The organism is Rhodanobacter humi (assembly GCF_041107455.1).
Taxonomy (GTDB): Bacteria; Pseudomonadota; Gammaproteobacteria; order Xanthomonadales; family Rhodanobacteraceae; genus Rhodanobacter_A.
The window spans coordinates 3,381,909-3,400,395 of the sequence record NZ_JBGBPY010000001.1 but is presented as its reverse complement, the minus strand read 5'-3'; the positions used below and the strand labels follow the sequence as shown (position 1 = coordinate 3,400,395).

Genomic DNA, 18,487 nt, shown 5'->3' with positions numbered 1-18,487 from the left:
CTTCGCTGGGCTTTGACGCCCGCAGCGCGGATAATTGTCGGCCCTTGAACCCAAGCGGCTGTGCAATGTTCGTACCTGGTCAACGCTGGATCTCCACCGCCGAGCCCGAGCTCGGCCTCGGTACCGTGCTGCGCGTCGAGGGACGCGGCGTGCAGGTGCTGTTCGCCAAGGCCGGCGTGCTGCGGCCCTACGCCGCCGATTCCGCGCCGCTGGTACGCGCGGAGTTCCGCGCCGGCCAGCGGGTGGCCGGCAAGGGCATCGCGTTCCTGGTCGAACGGGTGGAGATCAAGGAAGAGCTGCTGATCTACCGCGGCGAGGGGCGCGAGCTGCACGAAGGCCAGCTCGACGACGAGCAGAGCGTGAGCCAGGCCGACGACCGCCTGATCGGTGGCCGTACCGATCCGGTGAGCCAGTTCGAGTTGCGCCTGGAAGGCCTGCGCCGCCGCGCCGAGGCGCGCCGCTCGCCGATGTGGGGCCTGGGTGCCGCCCGCGTGGGCCTGGTGCCGCACCAGTTGCGCGTGGCCGGCATCGCCGCCGCGCGCCGGCCGCCGCGCGTGCTGCTGGCCGACGAGGTGGGCCTGGGCAAAACCATCGAAGCCGGCATGATCGTGGCGCGCCAGCTCGCCACCGGTCGTGCTTCGCGCGTGCTGCTGCTGCTCCCGGACACCTTGATCTACCAGTGGTTCGTGGAACTGCTGCGCCGCTTCAACCTCAGCTTCGCGATCTACGACGAGGAGCGCTGCGAGGCACTGGATCTGCCGCTGGACGGTGCCGCAGCACCCGCCAACCCGTTCGAGGACGAACAGCTGGTGATCGCCGACTTCGCCTTCCTCGAAGCGAACCCGAAGCGCGCGCAGCAACTGCTGGATGCGCCATGGGATCTGCTGGTGGTGGACGAGGCGCACCACCTCGCGTGGACGCCGGCGGCCGCCAGCCCGCGCTACACGCTGGTGGAGCAACTGGCTGCGAAGACGCCCGGGGTGATCCTGCTCACCGCCACGCCCGAGCAGTTGGGCCGCAGCGGCCACTTCGCCCGCCTGCGCCTGCTCGACCCGCAGCGCTACCGCGACCTGGACGCCTACCTCGCCGAGGCCGAAGGCTTCCAGTCGCTGTCGCGGATCGCCGACAAGCTGCTGGACGGCGAGGCGCTGGACGCGGCCCAACTCGCCACGCTGCGCAACGCCTTCGCCGGCGATGCGGCATTGGAAGCGCGGCTCGCCGACACCACCAGGCCCGAGCACGCGCGCGAAATCCTCGCCGCGCTGATCGACCGCCACGGCACCGGCCGCGCGATGTTCCGCAACCGCCGCGCCGGCATCGGCGGTTTCCCGCAGCGCTTGCCGCAATGGCAGGTACTGGATGCCGCCGGCCTCGACGAGGCCGCCCGCCAGGCGCTGCTCGCCGAGTTCCACGCCGACATCCAGCAGCCACCGCCGGTGCTGGAACTGGACTACGCGAACGACCCGCGCCTGAATGCGCTGGTGGAACTGCTCGACGCGCACCCGCAGGACAAGTTCCTGCTGATCTGCCGCAGCCAGGCCAAGGTGCTGGCCCTGGAGGAAGCGCTGCGCACGCGCAGCGGCGCCGGCATCGCGCGCTTCCACGAAGGGCTCGGCATCGTGCAGCGCGACCGCAACGCGGCGTACTTCGCCCAGCCCGACGGCGCGCGCCTGCTGCTGTGTTCGGAGATCGGCTCGGAAGGCCGCAACTTCCAGTTCGCGCACCGGCTGGTGCTGTGGGACCTGCCACTGGACCCCGACCTGCTGGAACAGCGGATCGGCCGCCTCGACCGCATCGGCCAGGCGCACGACATCAGCATCCACATCCTTGCCGTGGCCGACAGCGCGCAGCACGTGCTGGCGCGCTGGTACGACGAGGGCGTGGATGCGTTTCGCCAGAGCCCGGCCGATGGCCGCGAGCTGCTGCGCCGCTATGGCGATATGCTGGCGCAACTGGCCGACCAGCACGCGCGCGGCGACGATGGCCGCGACCAGGAACTGGATGCGCTGCTGGTCGAGACGCGTGCCGCCCACGAGCAGATGGCCGAACTGATCCGCGAGGGCCGCGACCATCTGCTGGAACTGGCCGCCAGCCGCGATCCGCATGCCGAGGAACTGGCCCAGGCCTTCCGCCGCGAGGACGAGGACCCGTCCCGCGATGCCTTCGTGCAGCGCCTGCTGGAAGCCTACGGCATCCACGCCGAGGAACTCGGCGGCAAGGTGCTGCTGCTCGACCCGCAATACCTCTCCACCGACGCCCTGCCCGGCTTCGCCGAAGGGCCGCAGTCGGCCACCTTCAGCCGCGCGGTGGCGCTGGCGCGCGAGGAACTGCCACTGCTCAGGCTCGACCATCCGATGATCGCCGGCGCGCTGGACCTCGCGCTCTCCGGCGAGCAGGGCAACGCCGCCTTCATGGTGGACGACGCGCTGCCGCCGCGCAGCGCATTGCTGCAGGCGGTGTTCGTGCTGGAGTGCGTGGCCGATCGGCGGCTGGACGCGGAGCGCTTCCTGCCCGCGCTGCCGATCACCGTCACCGTCGACACCCGGCTCGCCGAGCGCGCGGACTTCGAGCCCAGCGAGGCTGCATTGCGCAAGGCCGCCGACCGCAACATCGAGGTGCCGCGCTACCGCAAGTTCCTCGCCAAGCTGGTGCCGCCGATGCTGGAGAAGGCGGAGCTGGCGACCGGCGCCCGCGCGCAGGCGATGATAGCCGCCGCGATGGCCGAGGCCGGCGCCGCACTGGACGCCGAGCTGTCGCGTCTTGAGGCGCTGCGCGCGGTGAACCCGTCGATCAGCGCCGCGGAAATCGCCACCCTTGCCGCCGAACGCGACGCCTTGCTCACCGCCCTCCCGCAGTCGCGGCTGCGCCTGGATGCGGTGCGCTTCGTGGTCAGCGCGGATTTCCTGGCGCTGCGCTGATCAATGCTTGCCCGCGCTTGAATGGCATCAAGCCTCTGCAAAGACACCGTTCGCGCTGAGCGTAGCTTGCGATAGCAAGCGCACGCGGGGAAGCGCCACGGATGGCGCTGACTTTGAGGAGCGAGGAAGTCGAAGCGTCGCCGCAATACCCTTCGACTCCGGCCCTCCGGGCCTACGCTCAGGGCGAACGGTGAAATCGGCGCGACTCGACAACAATAGGCTACACACGCGGAAAGCCTTGGCACTGGCATTCGTTCCAGCGCAACGCCTCAGCCCCTCATCGCCCGCGCATGCCAGGCGATGTGCTCGCCGATGAAGCTGGCCACGAAGTAATAGCTGTGGTCGTAGCCGGAATGCAGGCGCAGGGTGAGCGGATGGTTCGCCTTCGCACACGCTTCGCGCAACAGCTCCGGCCTGAGCTGCGCGGCGAGGAATTCGTCGGCCTCGCCCTGGTCCACCAGCAGCGGCAGCCGCTCGGCCGCCGTCTTCAGCAGTTCGGTGGCGTCGTAGCGCGCCCAGGCCGTGCGGTCCGACCCGAGGTAGGCGGTGAACGCCTTCTCGCCCCAAGGCACCTGCGCCGGTGCCACGATCGGCGCGAACGCCGATACGCTGCGGTAGCGCCCGGGATTGCGCAGCGCGATCGTCAACGCGCCATGGCCGCCCATCGAATGCCCGCTGATGCCGCGCGCATCGCTGGCGGGAAAGTTCGCTTCGATCAGCGCAGGCAACTCGTCGGCCACGTAGTCGTGCATGCGGTAGTGCGCGGCCCAAGGCTGTTCGGTGGCGTCGAGATAGAAACCCGCGCCCTGGCCCAGGTCATACGCCGGATCGTCCGCCACGTCCGCGCCGCGCGGGCTGGTATCCGGCGCCACCACGATCACGCCGTGCTCGGCGGCGTAGCGTTGCGCGCCGGCCTTGGCGATGAAGTTCTGCTCGGTGCAGGTGAGGCCCGACAGCCAGTACAGCACCGGGAGCCGCTCCTGCTCCGCCTGCGGCGGCAGGTAGACGGCGAAGTTCATCGCGCAACCCAGCACGGCCGAGTCGTGCCGGTACACGTCCTGCCAGCCGCCGAAGCAGGCGCGGTGTTCGAGGCGTTCGAGGTTCACGGGGTTCTCCTTTTCTCGCGGCGTCATGCCCGCGAAGGCGGGCATCCATCTTCGGCTTTACCGAAGATCAACATGGACTCCCGCTTGACCAGCCTGCGGCTGTTGAAGAACACCTCGCGGGCACGACGCCGTCGTCAATCTCGGAGCGTTGCAAGTCAGTAGTGAATCACTGAGCGGATCGACTTGCCTTCGTGCATCAGCTCGAAGGCCTCGTTGATCTGCTCCAGTCCCATCGTGTGGGTGACGAACGGCGCCAGTTCGATCTCGCCGTGCATCGCCTGCTCGACCATGCCGGGCAGCTGGCTGCGCCCCTTCACGCCGCCGAACGCGGTGCCCATCCATTTGCGGCCGGTGACCAGCTGGAACGGCCGGGTGGAGATTTCCTGGCCCGCGCCGGCCACGCCGATGATCACCGACTGGCCCCAGCCGCGGTGCGCGCATTCCAGCGCCGCGCGCATCACGTGGACGTTGCCGATGCATTCGAAGCTGTGGTCCACGCCCCAACCGGTCATTTCCACGATCACCTGCTGGATCGGCTGGTCGTGGTCCTTCGGATTGACGCAATCGGTGGCCCCCATGGAACGCGCCAGCTCGAACTTGGCAGGGTTGGTGTCGACCGCGATGATGCGGCCGGCCTTCGCCTGGCGCGCGCCCTGCACCACTGCCAGGCCGATGCCGCCGAGGCCGAACACCGCCACGCTGTCGCCTGCCTGCACCTTGGCGGTGTTGTGCACCGCACCGATGCCCGTGGTGACGCCGCAGCCCAGCAGGCAGACCTGCTCGTGGTTCGCCTGCGGGTCGATCTTCGCCAGCGACACTTCCGCGACGACGGTGTATTCGCTGAAGGTGGAGCAGCCCATGTAGTGATGGATAGGCTGACCGTTGTACGAGAAGCGCGTGGTGCCGTCCGGCATCACGCCCTTGCCCTGGGTGGCGCGCACGGCCGTGCACAGGTTGGTCTTGCCGCTCTTGCAGAACAGACACTCGCCGCACTCGGCGGTGTACAGCGGAATCACGTGGTCGCCCGGCCGCACCGAGGTGACGCCCTCGCCCACCTCGACCACCACGCCCGCGCCCTCGTGGCCGAGCACGCAGGGAAACAAGCCTTCCGGATCGTCGCCGGACAACGTGAACGCGTCGGTGTGGCAGACGCCGGTGTGACTGATCTTCACCAGCACCTCACCCTTCTTCGGCGGGGCCACGTCGATCTCGACGATCTGCAGCGGCTGGCCGGGGGCGAAGGCGACGGCGGCACGGGATTTCATGGCGATACTCCTGCGGTGGATCATGGATCGGGGCACGCGGCCACGGCGCAAGCTCGCGCACGGGTTGGCAACGACGACGTCGACGCGCGAGTCAGGGCAGCGACGCGGCCACCTGTCGCATGCGCCGCTCGATACCGAACGCGTAGTAGGCCACGGTCAGCAGCGCGATCCAGGCCACGCCCACGTAGAGCGCCACGCGGGTATCGGGGCTGTAACCCAGCATCACCCACACGAACAGCAGGAAGGCCAGGCACACCACGCTGGACAGGGGCCACACGCGCAGGCGGAACGCCAGCGGCTCGACCTGGCGGCGTCGGAAGCTCCAGTGCGCCACCAGCACCATGCCCCAGGTCCACACCGTGTTGAACGCGAGGATGGACATCATCATGCCGAAGATGCGCCCCGGCACCAGGTAGTTCATCAGCACGCCGAACAGCAGGAACGCCATCGTCACCAGCACGCCGCGCACCGGCACGCCGTGCGCGCTGGTGCGGCCCATCGCCGCCGGCGCCTGGCCCTTGCCGGCGAGGCTGTGCAGCATGCGGCTGCCGCTGAAGGTGGTGGAATTGAAGCTGGACAGCGCCGCGGTGATCACCACGAAATTGATCAGCCCCGCCGCACTGGGGATGCCCAGCCGCGCGAAGGTGGTGACGAACGGGCTGCTGTTCGCGTCCAGCTGGTTCCATGGGTAGATCGCCATGATCACGAACAGCGAGCCGATGTAGAAGATCAGGATGCGCCAGATCACCGAGTTCACCGCGCGCGGGATCGTGCGCTCCGGCTGCGCGGCTTCGGCCGCCGCCATGCCGATGGTCTCGATGCCGCCGAACGAGAACACCAGCACCGGCAGCGCCAGCACCATGCCGGTGACGCCGTGCGGGAACCAGCCGCCGTGCGTCCACAGGTTGGACAGACCGGTCGGCGTGCCGCCGTTGCCCCAGCCCAGCCAGATCATCGCGCAGCCGCCGGCGATCATCGCCACCACGGTGAGTACCTTGATCAGCGAGAACCAGAATTCCAGCTCGCCGTACACCTTCACCGCCAGCAGGTTCAGGCCGCCGATCATGGCCACGCTGGCGAAGGCCCAGATCCACTGCGGCGAGTCGGGAAACCACGCCTTCATGTAGATGCCCACCGCCGTGCTCTCGACGATGCCCACGCCCATCATCAGGATCCAGTAGTTCCAGCCGGTGAGGTAACCGGCGAACGGCCCGAGATATTTGTGCGCATAGGTGCTGAAGGAGCCGGCGATGGGCTCGTGCGCGGCCATCTCGCCCAGTGCGCGCATGATGATGAAGATCATCGCGCCGCAGATCAGATAGGCGAACAGCACCGCGGGGCCGGCCAGCTTGATCGTGCTGCCCGAGCCGAGGAACAGCCCGGCGCCGATGCACATGCCCAGCGCCATGAAGGTGATGTGGCGCGGCGTGAGGCGGCGCTGCAGGTCGTGGCTCATGGATTTCCTAGAAGATCAGCGCAGCAGCTGGCGCTTCGGTTTCAGCGGCAGCTTGCCGCGCCAGTACTGGATCATGACATAGCCGCCGACCATGCCGCCCAGGTGCGCGAAGTGCGCCACGCCGGCCTGCGTGCCGGTGACGCCCAGCACCAGTTCCACCACCGCATAGCCGATCACGAACAGCCACGCCGGCATCGGGATCGGCAGGAAGATCAGGAACATCTTCTCCTTCGGATACAGCATGCCGAACGCCAGCAGCAGACCGAAGATCGCGCCCGAGGCGCCGATGGTGGGGTAGAAGCCGTTGGGGAAATACTTCATCACCAGCAGTTGCGCCACTGCCGCCACGATCGCGCAGGCGAAGTAGTAGATCGTGTAGTTGCGCGCGCCGAAGGTGCGCTCGATCACCCCACCGAACATGTACAGCGCGAACATGTTGAACAGGATGTGCTCGAAACCGCCGTGCATGAACGCATAGGTGACCAGTTGCCACGGGCGGAACCCCACGCTGATGACCGCCCCGCCCGCCACCTGGCCGAGCTGGTCCGGCCCCAGCGGCCACAATGCGAAATGCTGGCTCAGCGCGTACGTGCTCGCGTCGTGCAGGACCAACTGCAGCGCGAACACCAGCACGTTGGCGATCAGCAGGTAGCGGGTGACCGGGGGGACGTTCGGCATCGGGTGATTTCCGGAAAACGAGCGACAAGCGTAACCAGCACCACGCGATTTCACCATGCCGGGAACCGTGGTGCGCCCCCATCCGCCCTGCGGGCACCTTCCTCGCTCCTCAAAGCTGGCGCCATCCCTGGCGCCTCCCCGCGTACCCCCGCAGGCGGGGGAAGGAAGGCTTGCGCATTCCGCCCGCAGCCGTGGGATTCACCGCACAGCCAACGTTGGCAAACCCTTCCTTCCCCCGTCCCACGGGGGAAGGTGCCCGAAGGGCGGATGGGGGGCTAGCCTCTGAAGCTTCCACCAAACCAGGGAAGGCTCATGCGCGAGGGTGCGAAACTCCATTACGCACGCCAGCTGCGTCGTGACATGACCGAGGCGGAACATTGGCTCTGGGCGCGCTTGCGCCACCGCCAGTTGGCCGGCTTCCGCTTTCGCCGCCAGCATCCGCTGGGAAGCTACATCGCCGACTTCGCCTGCATCGAAAGACAGTTGATCGTCGAGGTCGACGGCTCGCAGCATCTGGACTCGGCAGCCGACGTACGCCGCGACGACTGGTTCAGGCAGCATGGTTTCATCGTGGTGCGATGCTGGAATCACGACGTGCTTGAACGGACGGATCAGGTGCTGGCGAGGATCCTGCAGGCATTGGAGATGGGGCGGTGATGCCCCCATCCGCCCTGCGGGCACCTTCCTCGCTCCTCAAAGCTGGCGCCATCCCTGGCGCCTCCCCGCGTACCCCCGCAGGCGGGGGAAGGAAGGCTTGCGTCTTCCGCCCGGAAAGAAAGTCGTGCACGGGAACGGAGACCGCGGGATCAGCCGCACAACCGGCACCGGCGAACCCTTCCTTCCCCCGTCGCACGGGGGAAGGTGCCCGCAGGGCGGATGGGGGCCAGGCATGGCAGCCGCGAGGTTAGCCGCCGGCACCGGCAAGTGCTTCCCTCTCCCGTCGCACGAGGGAAGGAACCCCGGCCACAGCGAAGGTATCGACTTCGACGATGCTTTCCGCTGTCGTATAGGGGGGAAGGAAGCACATGAAAAAGCCGCCTTGCGGCGGCTTTCGGATGACCTGTCGGAGGCAGCGGCTCAGCCGTTGCGCCCGGCCAGCGCCAGCATGCCGTCGGGGCGCTTGGCGCCCACGAAGCGCTTGGCCCAGTAGGCCTCGTCGAGGCTGGAGATCTGCACCGACTTGCCGGTGGTGGGGGCGTGGATGAAGCGGCCGTTGGAAATGTAGATGCCCACGTGGGTGATGCGGTGGTGGCGGCCGCTGGTGTGGAAGAACACCAGGTCGCCAGGTTTCATGTCGGCGCGCTTCACCTTCAGGCCGGCGAGGAACTGCGAGGCGGAGTTGGTGGGCAGCTGCACGCCGATCGCGTGGGCGAACACGTAACGCACGAAGCCGCTGCAATCGAAGCCGGTGGTCGGGCTGTGGCCGCCGCGCACGTAGCGCACGTCACGCAGGTTCATCGCCAGCCCGATCAGCGCCTTGCGCAGGTCGGTGATGGTCTCGGCCGAGCTGTCAGCCTGGTCATCCGTCGCGCTGGCGGCCGGCTTCGCGTCATCGGCCTTGGCCACGACGGGCGCGAGCAGGCTGCTGTGGGCGGCGCCAAAGGCCGGGGTCGCGCCGGCGAAGCTCGGCGCGCTGGGCGCGGCGAACATCGGTGCCGGGTTGAGGATGGGCAGCTGGTTCAGCGACAACGAGGAAGCGGAAGTACCACCGGCGATCAGCGAGAGGTTGGCGACGGCACGGGTTTCGGCATGTGTGGGAATGGCGAACAGCAGCATCGAAACGAGTGCGGCAACACCGGTCAATCGCTGAATTGGCATGAGGCGGTGACCCCTGACGACGGTTCTCGGAGGTGCCGCCTGGCGTGCAGACGACGTGACGAAGGACCGACCATACCAAGATGCATGGAGTGGTTTGTTGGATCGGGGTTAACTGAACCCCGTCGTTCGCAATCGCCGATACACCCGTCACACTTCGAAAAACATCAGATTTTTCCGAAGCTTGTGTCGGCGGCCCGGAATCGGCCGGGTCAATGTCCGGTTTCGGGCCAGTAAAAGCTGTCTGAAGTGGGACGGCGCCCGAAGATCGCGGTACCGATGCGCACCTCGGTGGCGCCCTCGGCGATCGCCAGCGGGAAATCGCCGCTCATGCCCATGGAAAGGCGGGGGATGTCGTGGCCGCGGGCGATGGCGGCGTCGCGCAGCTCGCGCAGCTGGCGGAAGCAGGCGCGCACCTCGACCGGGTCGTCGGTGTGGATCGCCAGGGTCATCAGGCCGCGCACGCGCAAGGTGTCGTACTGGCGCAGGCGGTCGAGGAAGGTGGGCAGCTCGGCGGGCGGCAGGCCGTACTTGCTCTCCTCGCGTGAGGTCTTCACCTGCACCAGCACGTCGATGGAGCGACCCTCCAGTTGCAGGCGTCGGTGCAGCGCCTCGGCCAGCTCCGTACGGTCCAGCGACTGCACCTCGCTGGCCAATCGCGCCACGTCCTTGGCCTTGTTGGTCTGCAAGTGACCAATCATCACCCAGGCGATGCCGCAGTCGGCCAGCGGACCGGACTTGTCGCGGATCTCCTGCACCTTGTTCTCGCCGAAGCGATGCAGCCCCAGCGCCACCGCCGCGCGCACCACTTCGGGATCGAAGGTCTTGCTGACCGGCAGGATGGCGACCTCGGCCGGATCACGCCCGGCGGCGCGGCAGGCCGCGTCCACGCGATGGCGGATGTCGGCCCAGTTGGCGGCGAGGTGGGAGTGATCCATGAGCAGAGGTTCTCCAGATGCCTGACTCCCCTCTCCCGCTTGCGGGAGAGGGGAATCCATCAGCCCTTGCCACCCTGCGCGTAATGCCTAGCCACCACTTCGGCCACCACGCCCGTCACCTTCTTGCCGGTGGGGATGTGCAGGAACTCGTTGGGGCCGTGGGCGTTGGAGTGCGGACCGAGCACGCCGGTGATCAGGAACTGCGCCTTGGGGAATTTCTCGCCCAGCATGCCCATGAACGGGATCGAGCCGCCCTCGCCCATGTAAGTAGCCGGCGCGCCGAACTGGTGCTGCGAGGCCTCGGTCACCGCCTGCTCCAGCCACGGCGACAGCGCGGGCGCGTTCCAGCCGCTGCCGTCCTTCTCCAGGTCGAAGGTGACGGTGGCGCCGTAAGGCGGGTCCTTTTCCAGCAGTTGCTTGAGGAACCGGCCGGCTTGCTTCGCGTCCAGCGTGGGCGGCACGCGCAGGCTCAGTTTCACCGCGGTGAACGGGCGCAGCACGTTGCCGGCACTGTCCAGCGGCGGGATGCCACCGACGCCGGTGACCGCCAGTTGCGGACGCCAGGTGCGGTTGAGCACCAGTTCGGGCAGCTCCTTCGTCACCGGCTGCATGCCTTCGGCCCAGGGGAACTTGCTGTAGATGTCGCTGCCCAGCACCTCGGCCGCATGCTGCGCCTGTTCCACGCGCTGGGCGGGGATCTCGACGTAGAGCTCCTTCGGCTTGATCGTGCCGGTCTGGGGGTCTTCCAGCCGCGACAGGATCTCGCGCAGGATGCGGAAGCTGGACGGCACCACGCCGGAGGCGTCGCCCGAGTGCACGCCCTCGTCCAGCACCTTGACGGTGAGGTTGCCGCCGGTCATGCCACGCAGCGAGGTGGTGAGCCAGAGCTGCTCGTAGTTGCCGCAGCCCGAATCCAGGCAGACCACCAGCGAAGGGTTGCCGATGCGCGCGGCGAGGTGGTCGACGTAGAACGGCAGGTCGTAGCTGCCCGATTCCTCGCAGGCCTCGATCATCACCACGCAGCGCGCGTGCGGCACGCCCTGCTCGTGCAGCGCCAGCAGCGCCGCCAGCGAGCCGAAGATCGCGTAGCCGTCGTCGGCGCCGCCGCGGCCATAGAGCTTGTCGCCCTTGATGACCGGCGTCCACGGGCCAAGGCCCTCGGCCCAGCCGGTCATTTCCGGCTGCTTGTCCAGGTGGCCGTAGAGCACCACGGTATCGTCGCCCTGCCCCGGCACCTCGATATAGATCAGCGGCGTGCGGCCTTCGAGCTGCACCACTTCCAGCGAGCTGCCCGGCAGCGCGGCGAGCTTGGCGCGGGCCCAGTCGCTCATCAGCTTCACCGCCGCGTCCATGTGGCCGTGCGCCTTCCACTCCTTGTCGAACATCGGCGACTTGTTGGGAATGCGGATGTAGTCCACCAGCTTGGGCACGATTTCGTCGTCCCACAGCTTGCCGACGAAACGGGAAAGGCGGGTGGTATCCATGGGGGACTCCGAAGCGGGGAAAGACCGCCATTCTAGCAAGCCGCCGTCCGCAGCCCTTCGCAGGCACTACACTGGCGCCCCTTTCCGCCGCCCCTCCACCATGATCCTGCCGCACTACCACATCGCCGCCTCGCGCATTCCCGGCGCCGGCAAGGGCCTGTTCCTCGATGAGACAGTGCGCGCGGGCAGCATCATCACCGCGCCCGACGCGATCGACCGCACGTTCCGCCACGCCGAGTTCGACGCGCCGGAGCTGGCGAAACTGAAATACGCCAGCGCGCGCTGGTTCGAGGACCGCTACACGGTGTCGCCGGACTGGCCCGACGAGTGCTACATCAACCACAGCTTCCAGCCGAACGGCCTCTGGCACCTGGGCTTCGTGTTCGCGCTGGCCGAGCTGCCCGCGGGCAGCGAGATCACGGTGGACTACCGTCACCTGCTGCCGCCCGGCGAGGCCGAGGATTTTGCGGATGCGGCCACTGGTGAGACAATCACCGGATTGTCCTGGACCGAAAGCCTTGCTTCGAGCACTCGCGCCCTCGCGACGTTGCTCGGTGGCACGTGAGTTGCTTGCTGATTTGGCATGATCGACATCCCTGTAATCGAGACGGCGCGCCTGCGCCTGACCGCGCTCACCGAGCGCCATTTCGACGACTACGCCGCGATGCTGGCCGACCCGGCCAGCACCCGCTGGATCGGTGACGGCCAGCCGCTGGACCGCACCAACGCCTGGCGTTCGCTGGCGATGCTGCTGGGCCACTGGCAGCTGCGCGGCTGCGGCATGTGGGCGCTGGAACTGAAAGGCAGCGGCGAGTTCGTGGGCCGCGCCGGCCTGATGCATCCCGAAGGCTGGCCCGACCTGGAGCTGGGCTGGATGCTCAAGCCCGAACACCGCCACCACGGTTACGCCACCGAGGCGGGCATGGCGGTGCTGGACTTCGCCTGGCATCACTTGCACGCGCCGCGGGTGATCAGCCTGGTCCGCGTGGGCAACGAGGCCTCCGACCGCGTGGCCGAACGCCTGGGCGGCGAGCACATCGACGACATGGACTTCTACGGCAGCGACACCCACGTGTTCGCCTACTACCCGCCGCACCGCGAAACCCGCCGCGCCGCCTGCGGTTGACGGCCCGCGCGCAGGCATGGCGAAAGCCTGTCGACGATGCAGCGGAATGCAAGCGCAAGGGCCGCCGCTGGTGCACCGTGTCAGAGGGAAGCCGTCCCGCTGCGCTACCATTCGCCAGCTAAGTCCCCACGCCCAGGAGTCCGCGATGCGCCCGTTCCCGCTCGGTGAAGAGATCGACCTGCTGCGCGACACCGTGCACGCCTTCGCCGAGAAGGAGATCGCGCCGCGCGCCACCCAGATCGACCACGACAACGTGTTCCCGGCCGACCTGTGGAAGAAGTTCGGCGACCTGGGCCTGCTCGGCATGACCGTCCCCACCGAGTACGGCGGCACCGGCATGGGCTACCTCGCGCACATGGTGGCGATGGAGGAAATCTCGCGCGCGTCCGGCTCGGTGGGCCTGTCCTACGGCGCGCACTCCAATCTGTGCGTCAACAACATCTTCCACAACGGCAACGAGGCGCAGCGCCGGAAGTACATCCCCAAGCTGTGCTCGGGCGAGTACGTGGGCGCGCTGGCGATGAGCGAGCCGGGCGCGGGTTCGGACGTCGTCGGCTCGATGAGCTGCAAGGCCGAGCTGCGTGGCGACACGTGGGTGGCCAACGGCACCAAGATGTGGATCACCAACGGCCCCGACGCCGACGTGCTGCTGGTCTACATGCGCACCGCGCCGCGCGCCGCCGGCAGCCGCTGCATGACCGCCTTCATCGTCGAGAAGGGCATGCAGGGTTTCTCCACCGCGCAGAAGCTGGACAAGCTCGGCATGCGCGGCTCCAACACCTGCGAGCTGGTATTCGACAACTGCGCGATCCCCGCCGAGAACGTCGTGGGCGAGGTCAACGAGGGCGTGCGCGTCTTGATGAGCGGCCTGGACACCGAGCGCCTGGTGCTGTCCGGCGGCCCGATCGGCCTGATGCAGGCGGCGCTGGACCTCACCCTGCCCTACGTGCGCGAGCGCAAGCAGTTCAACGCGCCGATCGGCACCTTCGGCATGATGCAGGCCAAGGTGGCCGACATGTACACCGCGCTGCAGTCCTCGCGCGGCTTCGCCTACATGGTGGCGCAGCAGTTCGACACCGGCGTGAAGTCGCGCGTCGACCCCGCCGCCTGCCTGCTCAACGCCTCGACCAACGCGGTGCAGGTGGCGCTGGAGGCGATCCAGTCGCTGGGCGGCAACGGCTACATCAACGAATTCCCCGCCGGCCGCCTGCTGCGCGACGCCAAGCTCTACGAGATCGGCGCCGGCACGAACGAGATCCGCCGCATGCTGATCGGCCGCGAGCTGTTCCACGGCAAGGCGTGACAGCACTCCCTTCCCCCGCTTGCGGGGGTGCGCGGGGAGGCGCCAGGGATGGCGCCAGCTTTGAGGAGCGAGGAAGGTGCCGAAGGCGGATGGGGGAATACGGCAAAGCCGCGCTCAGCCGCTCAACGCCGCCGCGCTGCGGATCGCCGCACCCTCGATGCGATGCAGGTCGAACACAAGCACCTCGTTGTCGCCCGCGCGCAGCCACGACGCGGGGCAGTACAACCGCTGCTGCGGGCCGAGGTTCCAGTAGCGGCCCAGCAGGTGGCCGTTGATCCAGAGGTAGCCCTTGGCCCAGTCCGCCATGTCGAGGTAGCAGTCGCCCGCCTGCGCGAGCTTGATCGTGCCCTTGAAGAACACGCCGGGCCGCGAGGGCTTGCCGCGCAGCGGCTTCAGGCCCGCCACCCAGCGCTCGTCCAGCGGCAGGCTCACCGCCTCCCAGCCGCTCAGCGGCTTGCCGTCCAGTTGCACCTCGCCCACGAGGCCCTTGCGGTCGGCCATCGCCTGGCCGTAGCCCACGTGGCCGAAGCTGTCGACGAGGATTTCCAGCGGCGTCTCGCCTTTCGACGCCGGCAGTCGCACCTGGTCGCCCGCACGCAGCGTCGGGTGCTGCATGCGCGAGACGTAGTCCACGTACTGGCCGCCGTGAAACACGGTGGCGTAGTCGCGCGCGTTGCCCAGAGCCAACTCGCCGCCGCCTTTCAGCGGACGGCGATACAGCACCATGCCCTCGCCCTGTCCGAACAGCAGTTCGTTCGCCTGCGGTTGTTCGACCCGCTTCGCGGTCGGCAGGTTGTCCCACAGCGCGGAGTGCGGCTGCGGCGTGATCGCGTCGAAGCCCACCATGGCCGGCACCGCCGGCAGTTCGGGCAGCGGCGCCTTGGTGTGCGCGGCGATCAGCTTGCGGAACGCGTGATAGTCCGCGGTGGGCGCGCCGTGCTCGTCGATCGGCGCGCCGTAGTCGTAGCTGGTGATCACCGGCTCGAAGTGCGAGTAGTCGTTGTGCGCGTTGGCGCCCGCGCCGAAGCCGAAGTTCGTGCCGCCGTGCACCACGTACAGGTTGAACGAGCGACCCTCGGCCAGCAGCTTGGCCAGCGTGCCGGCGAAGTCGCCGCGCGCGAATGCCTTGTCGCCCCAGTGGGTGATCCAGCCGGGATAGCCTTCGCCCATCCACACCGGCATCTCGCCTGCGATGGACTGCGCACCGGCGAAGTCGACGTCGCCGTCCAGGCCCAGCGCGGTGCCGGGCAGATACGTCTTCGCGTCGCGCACCTGGCCCAGTCCGTCGGAGATCGAGAACGGCCCGTGCACGCCGTGCTGCTGCCACAGCGTCTGGATCGCCTCGAGATAGCCGAGATCCTTGCCGAACGAGGCGTACTCGTTCTCCACCTGCACCATCAGGATCGGGCCGCCATTCTCGGCCAGCAGCGGCTTCACCACCGGCGCGACGGCGGCGATGTAGCGGCGCACCGCGGCCATGTAGTCCGGGTCGTCCTTGTCGCGCACCTTGATGTGTGGGTGGCGCAGCAGGTACGGCGGCAGGCCGCCGAAATCCCACTCACCGCAGATGTAGGGGCCGGGGCGCAGGTACACCCACATGCCCTCTTCCTGGCAGATGCGGATGAACTTCGCGAAGTCGCGGCTGCCGGTCGTGAGGTCGAACACGCCGGGCTCGGCCTCCAGCGCGTTCCACATCAGGTAGATCGCGATGGTGTTGAGCCCCAGCGCCCTCGCCATGCGGATGCGCTGGCGCCAGTACTCGGCGGGGATGCGGATCGGATGCATCTCGCCACTCATGATCTGGAAGGGTTTTCCGTCGAGCAGGAACTGCTGCGCGGACAACTCGAAGCGATGCGAGCGGCCGTCCGGCGCGCGTTCGACGAATCCGCCAGCGGGACGTTGACCGGCATCGACGCGCAAGCTCAGGGCGGCCAGCGGAGCCAAGGCGCTGAGGCGTAGGAAATCTCGTCGCTGCATCATGGATCCTTTGCAGGGTGTGGAGTTGTCGTGCCATTCGGCACGCAACGCATGGGATGGGGCGTGGGCGACAAGTCGGGCCTTGCAGTATCGACCACATGCGTCGCGCCAGGCTGAAGCGTAACAAGGCCTTTGTCGGTCTCCACTTGGAGCGCCACACCGTGGATCAGCGTGATGCTGCTGCGCTGCAAGCCCAGGACGAGATCGAGGGTACGCCCTTGGTAACGCAGGCCGCGGATCGTCACTTGGGTGCCAACCTGTGGCAGCAGCGTGGGCTCGAACACGACGCGGTCGCTGCGCCAGCGCTGGCCGCTCAAGCCGTACAGGAAGATCTGCAGGAAACCTCCCGCACCAGTCTCGAATACATAAGACGGCGCGCCTGCGTTGTCACCGGCCTTGTCGCCACGGGCTTCGGAAAACTGCTCGAACGGCGCGCGCACGAACGGATCGACCGCACGCTGCAGGTAATGCCACGCCATGCAGCCGGGCAAGCCGATCTGCAAAGCCACGATCGCCTGCACCGAATCGGTCATCGCCGGGCCATCCGGATCGGTTCGCGCGGCGTAGTAGTCGAGATCGGCCTGCGCCACCGCGCGCGGCATCGGGTATTCGTACGGGTAGCTCATCAGCACCACGTCGGCCTGCTTGATCTTGCGGCCGTCGTAGCCGGCGTACTCCGCATGCACGCCGTGCCGCGCATCCATCGGCACCACCAGCCGGTCGGCGATCGCCTGCCATGCCGGATCGGCCTGCGCACCGGCCACCGGCGCCGCCAGCGTGGCGATGCGCAGCATCTGGCTGGCGCCGACATTGGTCATGGCGTGGTCGTTGACGTGGACGGCGTATTCATCCGAACCGGCGACATCGTCGATGTGGTAACGGCCATCGGCATCGCGCCGTGCACGACCCTGCCAGAACGCGGCGATGTCATGCAGCACCGGCCAGCCGCGTTCGCGCAGCCACTGGCGATCGCCGGTGGCGAGGTAGTACTGCCACTGGGCGAGCCCGATCTCGCTTTGCAGGTGATCCTGGTAATCACTGCACGGGCCATCGTCGCCGCACAGCATGCTCGGCCCGGTCGACCACGGCCATACCGCTCCCTCGCGGTGAACCTCCAGCGCATTCCGGCGCGCTTGCGCCAGAGTGTCGTAGCGCAGGTCGAGTACTGGCCGCGCCAGCTCCGGATGCAGGGCCAGCAGCGCCGGATACATCCAGGTCTCGTCGTCCCAGAAGATCATGCCGGCATAGTTGTCGCTGCTGAGGCCGGACGCCGCGATGCTCCATGCCTGTCCCGCACGCACGCTGGCATACAACGAATAGAGGCTGGCGCGCACCCGGCGTTGCATCACCGGATTGCCGGTGACCTCAATGTCGGACGTCCAGAGTTGCGCCCACGCGCGTTCGTGTTCGCGCAGCAGCGCGTCCCAGCCGAGACGGCGCGCCTGCAACGCCGCAGCTTTCGCCACGGCCAGCGGATCGGCGCCGTCGTCCGCCGAGGCGATGCCGACGTACTTGGTGATGCGGTAGGTCTCGCCGGCAACCACCGGGAACGTCCAGCGCTCACCGGCCGTCATCGCTTGGCGCTCGCCAGCGGCCGAACGGCTGCCCACATGCACGTTGGCGGAACCATCCAGCACGCCGACCTCGCTGGCGATCTTGCCGGTCTGCTCCGCGTGCACGGTGACGGCGACCATGTCCGCGCCGGCGTCATAGCTGGCCGGTCCTGCTGTGACTCGTCGCGCGCCGTGTCCATCGAGCAGGCCGGTGATCGCCAGTTGCCCCGACCAGTGCGGCGTCACGCTCAGCTGCACGACGGCCACGTGCTGGTTGGCGCGATCGATGAATACGTCGTAGCGCAGCGTGGTCGCCTTGCCGGGCACGGGAGTCCAGGTCGCCGATGTGCTGACCAGGGCGTGTCGCAGATCGAGTTGCTGCCACCAGCCCGTCACCTGCTCCGGTGGCACGCCGGGTTCCCAGTGATGGCCATCGACATCGAGGATGAGCGTCGACCATGTCGGCAAAGCGGCGATGTGCTCGGTCCGGCCGGAACGCGCGTAATAGCCGGCCAGCAGGCTGCCGGTATAGCGCTGCGTGTACAGCGGCCAGCCGGTCGGGCCGAGGTCACCCTGATAGCCCTCGCCGGTGGCGGGCAGCATCGCGCCGAGGCGGCCGTTGCCGATGTACGGCTGGCGCGCATAGTCGGCAACGCGGTAGTCATCCGAACCGAGTATCCAGCCGTCCTGTTGCGCCGCCGGATCCATTGGTGAAACAGACTGCGCCATGGTCAGCTGCGGCCATGCATTCAGCGCCACCAGCATCGCGCCGCTCCATCCGATCGTGCGCCCCGTCGTCGCCATCCCGTTTCCGGCCAACAGAAAGAATTCGAAAGTTTCAAAATTTGTTGAAACCTTTCGAAACTCT

General features: G+C 67.9%; 14 protein-coding genes. 5 read left to right on the top strand and 9 right to left on the bottom strand.

Annotated features, from left to right (window positions below):
• The first annotated feature begins 65 nt into the window (after positions 1-65).
• The gene (gene rapA, locus AB7878_RS15120; RefSeq protein WP_369495153.1) at positions 66-2,918 is read left to right on the top strand and encodes an RNA polymerase-associated protein RapA; all 2,853 of its coding nucleotides are present in this window, start codon (positions 66-68) and stop codon (positions 2,916-2,918) included.
• A 269-nt stretch (positions 2,919-3,187) separates the two neighbouring features.
• Here the strand turns inward: rapA and fghA are convergent, their stop codons facing one another.
• From fghA to AB7878_RS15100, 4 genes are all read right to left on the bottom strand, one after another.
• Positions 3,188-4,024, bottom strand: a complete 837-nt coding sequence (gene fghA / locus AB7878_RS15115) for an S-formylglutathione hydrolase (RefSeq protein WP_369495152.1) — start codon at positions 4,022-4,024, stop codon at positions 3,188-3,190.
• A 155-nt stretch (positions 4,025-4,179) separates the two neighbouring features.
• Positions 4,180-5,289, bottom strand: coding sequence for an S-(hydroxymethyl)glutathione dehydrogenase/class III alcohol dehydrogenase (locus AB7878_RS15110; protein WP_369495151.1), 1,110 nt, complete (start codon positions 5,287-5,289; stop codon positions 4,180-4,182).
• Positions 5,290-5,380: 91 nt separating this feature from the next.
• Complete coding sequence (locus tag AB7878_RS15105; protein WP_369495150.1) at positions 5,381-6,745, bottom strand: amino acid permease; 1,365 nt, start codon at positions 6,743-6,745, stop codon at positions 5,381-5,383.
• A 15-nt stretch (positions 6,746-6,760) separates the two neighbouring features.
• The gene (locus AB7878_RS15100) at positions 6,761-7,423 is read right to left on the bottom strand and encodes a rhomboid family intramembrane serine protease (protein ID WP_369495149.1); all 663 of its coding nucleotides are present in this window, start codon (positions 7,421-7,423) and stop codon (positions 6,761-6,763) included.
• Positions 7,424-7,735: 312 nt separating this feature from the next.
• Between AB7878_RS15100 and AB7878_RS15095 the strand changes: the two genes are divergently transcribed.
• The gene (locus AB7878_RS15095) at positions 7,736-8,080 is read left to right on the top strand and encodes an endonuclease domain-containing protein (protein WP_369495148.1); all 345 of its coding nucleotides are present in this window, start codon (positions 7,736-7,738) and stop codon (positions 8,078-8,080) included.
• Positions 8,081-8,500: 420 nt separating this feature from the next.
• Here AB7878_RS15095 and AB7878_RS15090 read toward each other — a convergent pair whose 3' ends face one another.
• From AB7878_RS15090 to AB7878_RS15080, 3 genes are all read right to left on the bottom strand, one after another.
• Entirely contained in the window at positions 8,501-9,199 is a 699-nt protein-coding gene (locus tag AB7878_RS15090; protein WP_369495147.1) for a C40 family peptidase, read from the bottom strand.
• 251 nt (positions 9,200-9,450) lie between these two features.
• Entirely contained in the window at positions 9,451-10,176 is a 726-nt protein-coding gene (locus AB7878_RS15085) for a YggS family pyridoxal phosphate-dependent enzyme (protein WP_369495146.1), read from the bottom strand.
• Between the two features lie 59 nt (positions 10,177-10,235).
• Positions 10,236-11,660 (bottom strand): M20 family metallopeptidase, encoded by a 1,425-nt coding sequence (locus AB7878_RS15080; RefSeq protein ID WP_369495145.1) that lies wholly within the window; start codon positions 11,658-11,660, stop codon positions 10,236-10,238.
• Positions 11,661-11,760: 100 nt separating this feature from the next.
• Between AB7878_RS15080 and AB7878_RS15075 the strand changes: the two genes are divergently transcribed.
• The 3 genes from AB7878_RS15075 to AB7878_RS15065 all read left to right on the top strand — a co-directional run bounded on the left by AB7878_RS15075 (position 11,761) and on the right by AB7878_RS15065 (position 14,089).
• Entirely contained in the window at positions 11,761-12,225 is a 465-nt protein-coding gene (locus tag AB7878_RS15075; RefSeq protein ID WP_369495144.1) for an SET domain-containing protein-lysine N-methyltransferase, read from the top strand.
• An 18-nt stretch (positions 12,226-12,243) separates the two neighbouring features.
• Entirely contained in the window at positions 12,244-12,786 is a 543-nt protein-coding gene (locus AB7878_RS15070; protein ID WP_369495143.1) for a GNAT family N-acetyltransferase, read from the top strand.
• Between the two features lie 145 nt (positions 12,787-12,931).
• On the top strand, positions 12,932-14,089 hold the full coding sequence (locus AB7878_RS15065; protein ID WP_369495142.1) for an isovaleryl-CoA dehydrogenase: 1,158 nt from the start codon (positions 12,932-12,934) through the stop codon (positions 14,087-14,089).
• Between the two features lie 114 nt (positions 14,090-14,203).
• Here AB7878_RS15065 and AB7878_RS15060 read toward each other — a convergent pair whose 3' ends face one another.
• Together AB7878_RS15060 and AB7878_RS15055 are read right to left on the bottom strand one after the other, a co-directional pair.
• Positions 14,204-16,069, bottom strand: coding sequence for a beta-galactosidase (locus tag AB7878_RS15060; RefSeq protein ID WP_369495141.1), 1,866 nt, complete (start codon positions 16,067-16,069; stop codon positions 14,204-14,206).
• Positions 16,066-18,423, bottom strand: coding sequence for a glycoside hydrolase family 65 protein (locus tag AB7878_RS15055; RefSeq protein ID WP_369495140.1), 2,358 nt, complete (start codon positions 18,421-18,423; stop codon positions 16,066-16,068). Before AB7878_RS15055 ends, AB7878_RS15060 begins: the two co-directional genes overlap by 4 nt.
• Positions 18,424-18,487 lie beyond the last annotated feature (64 nt).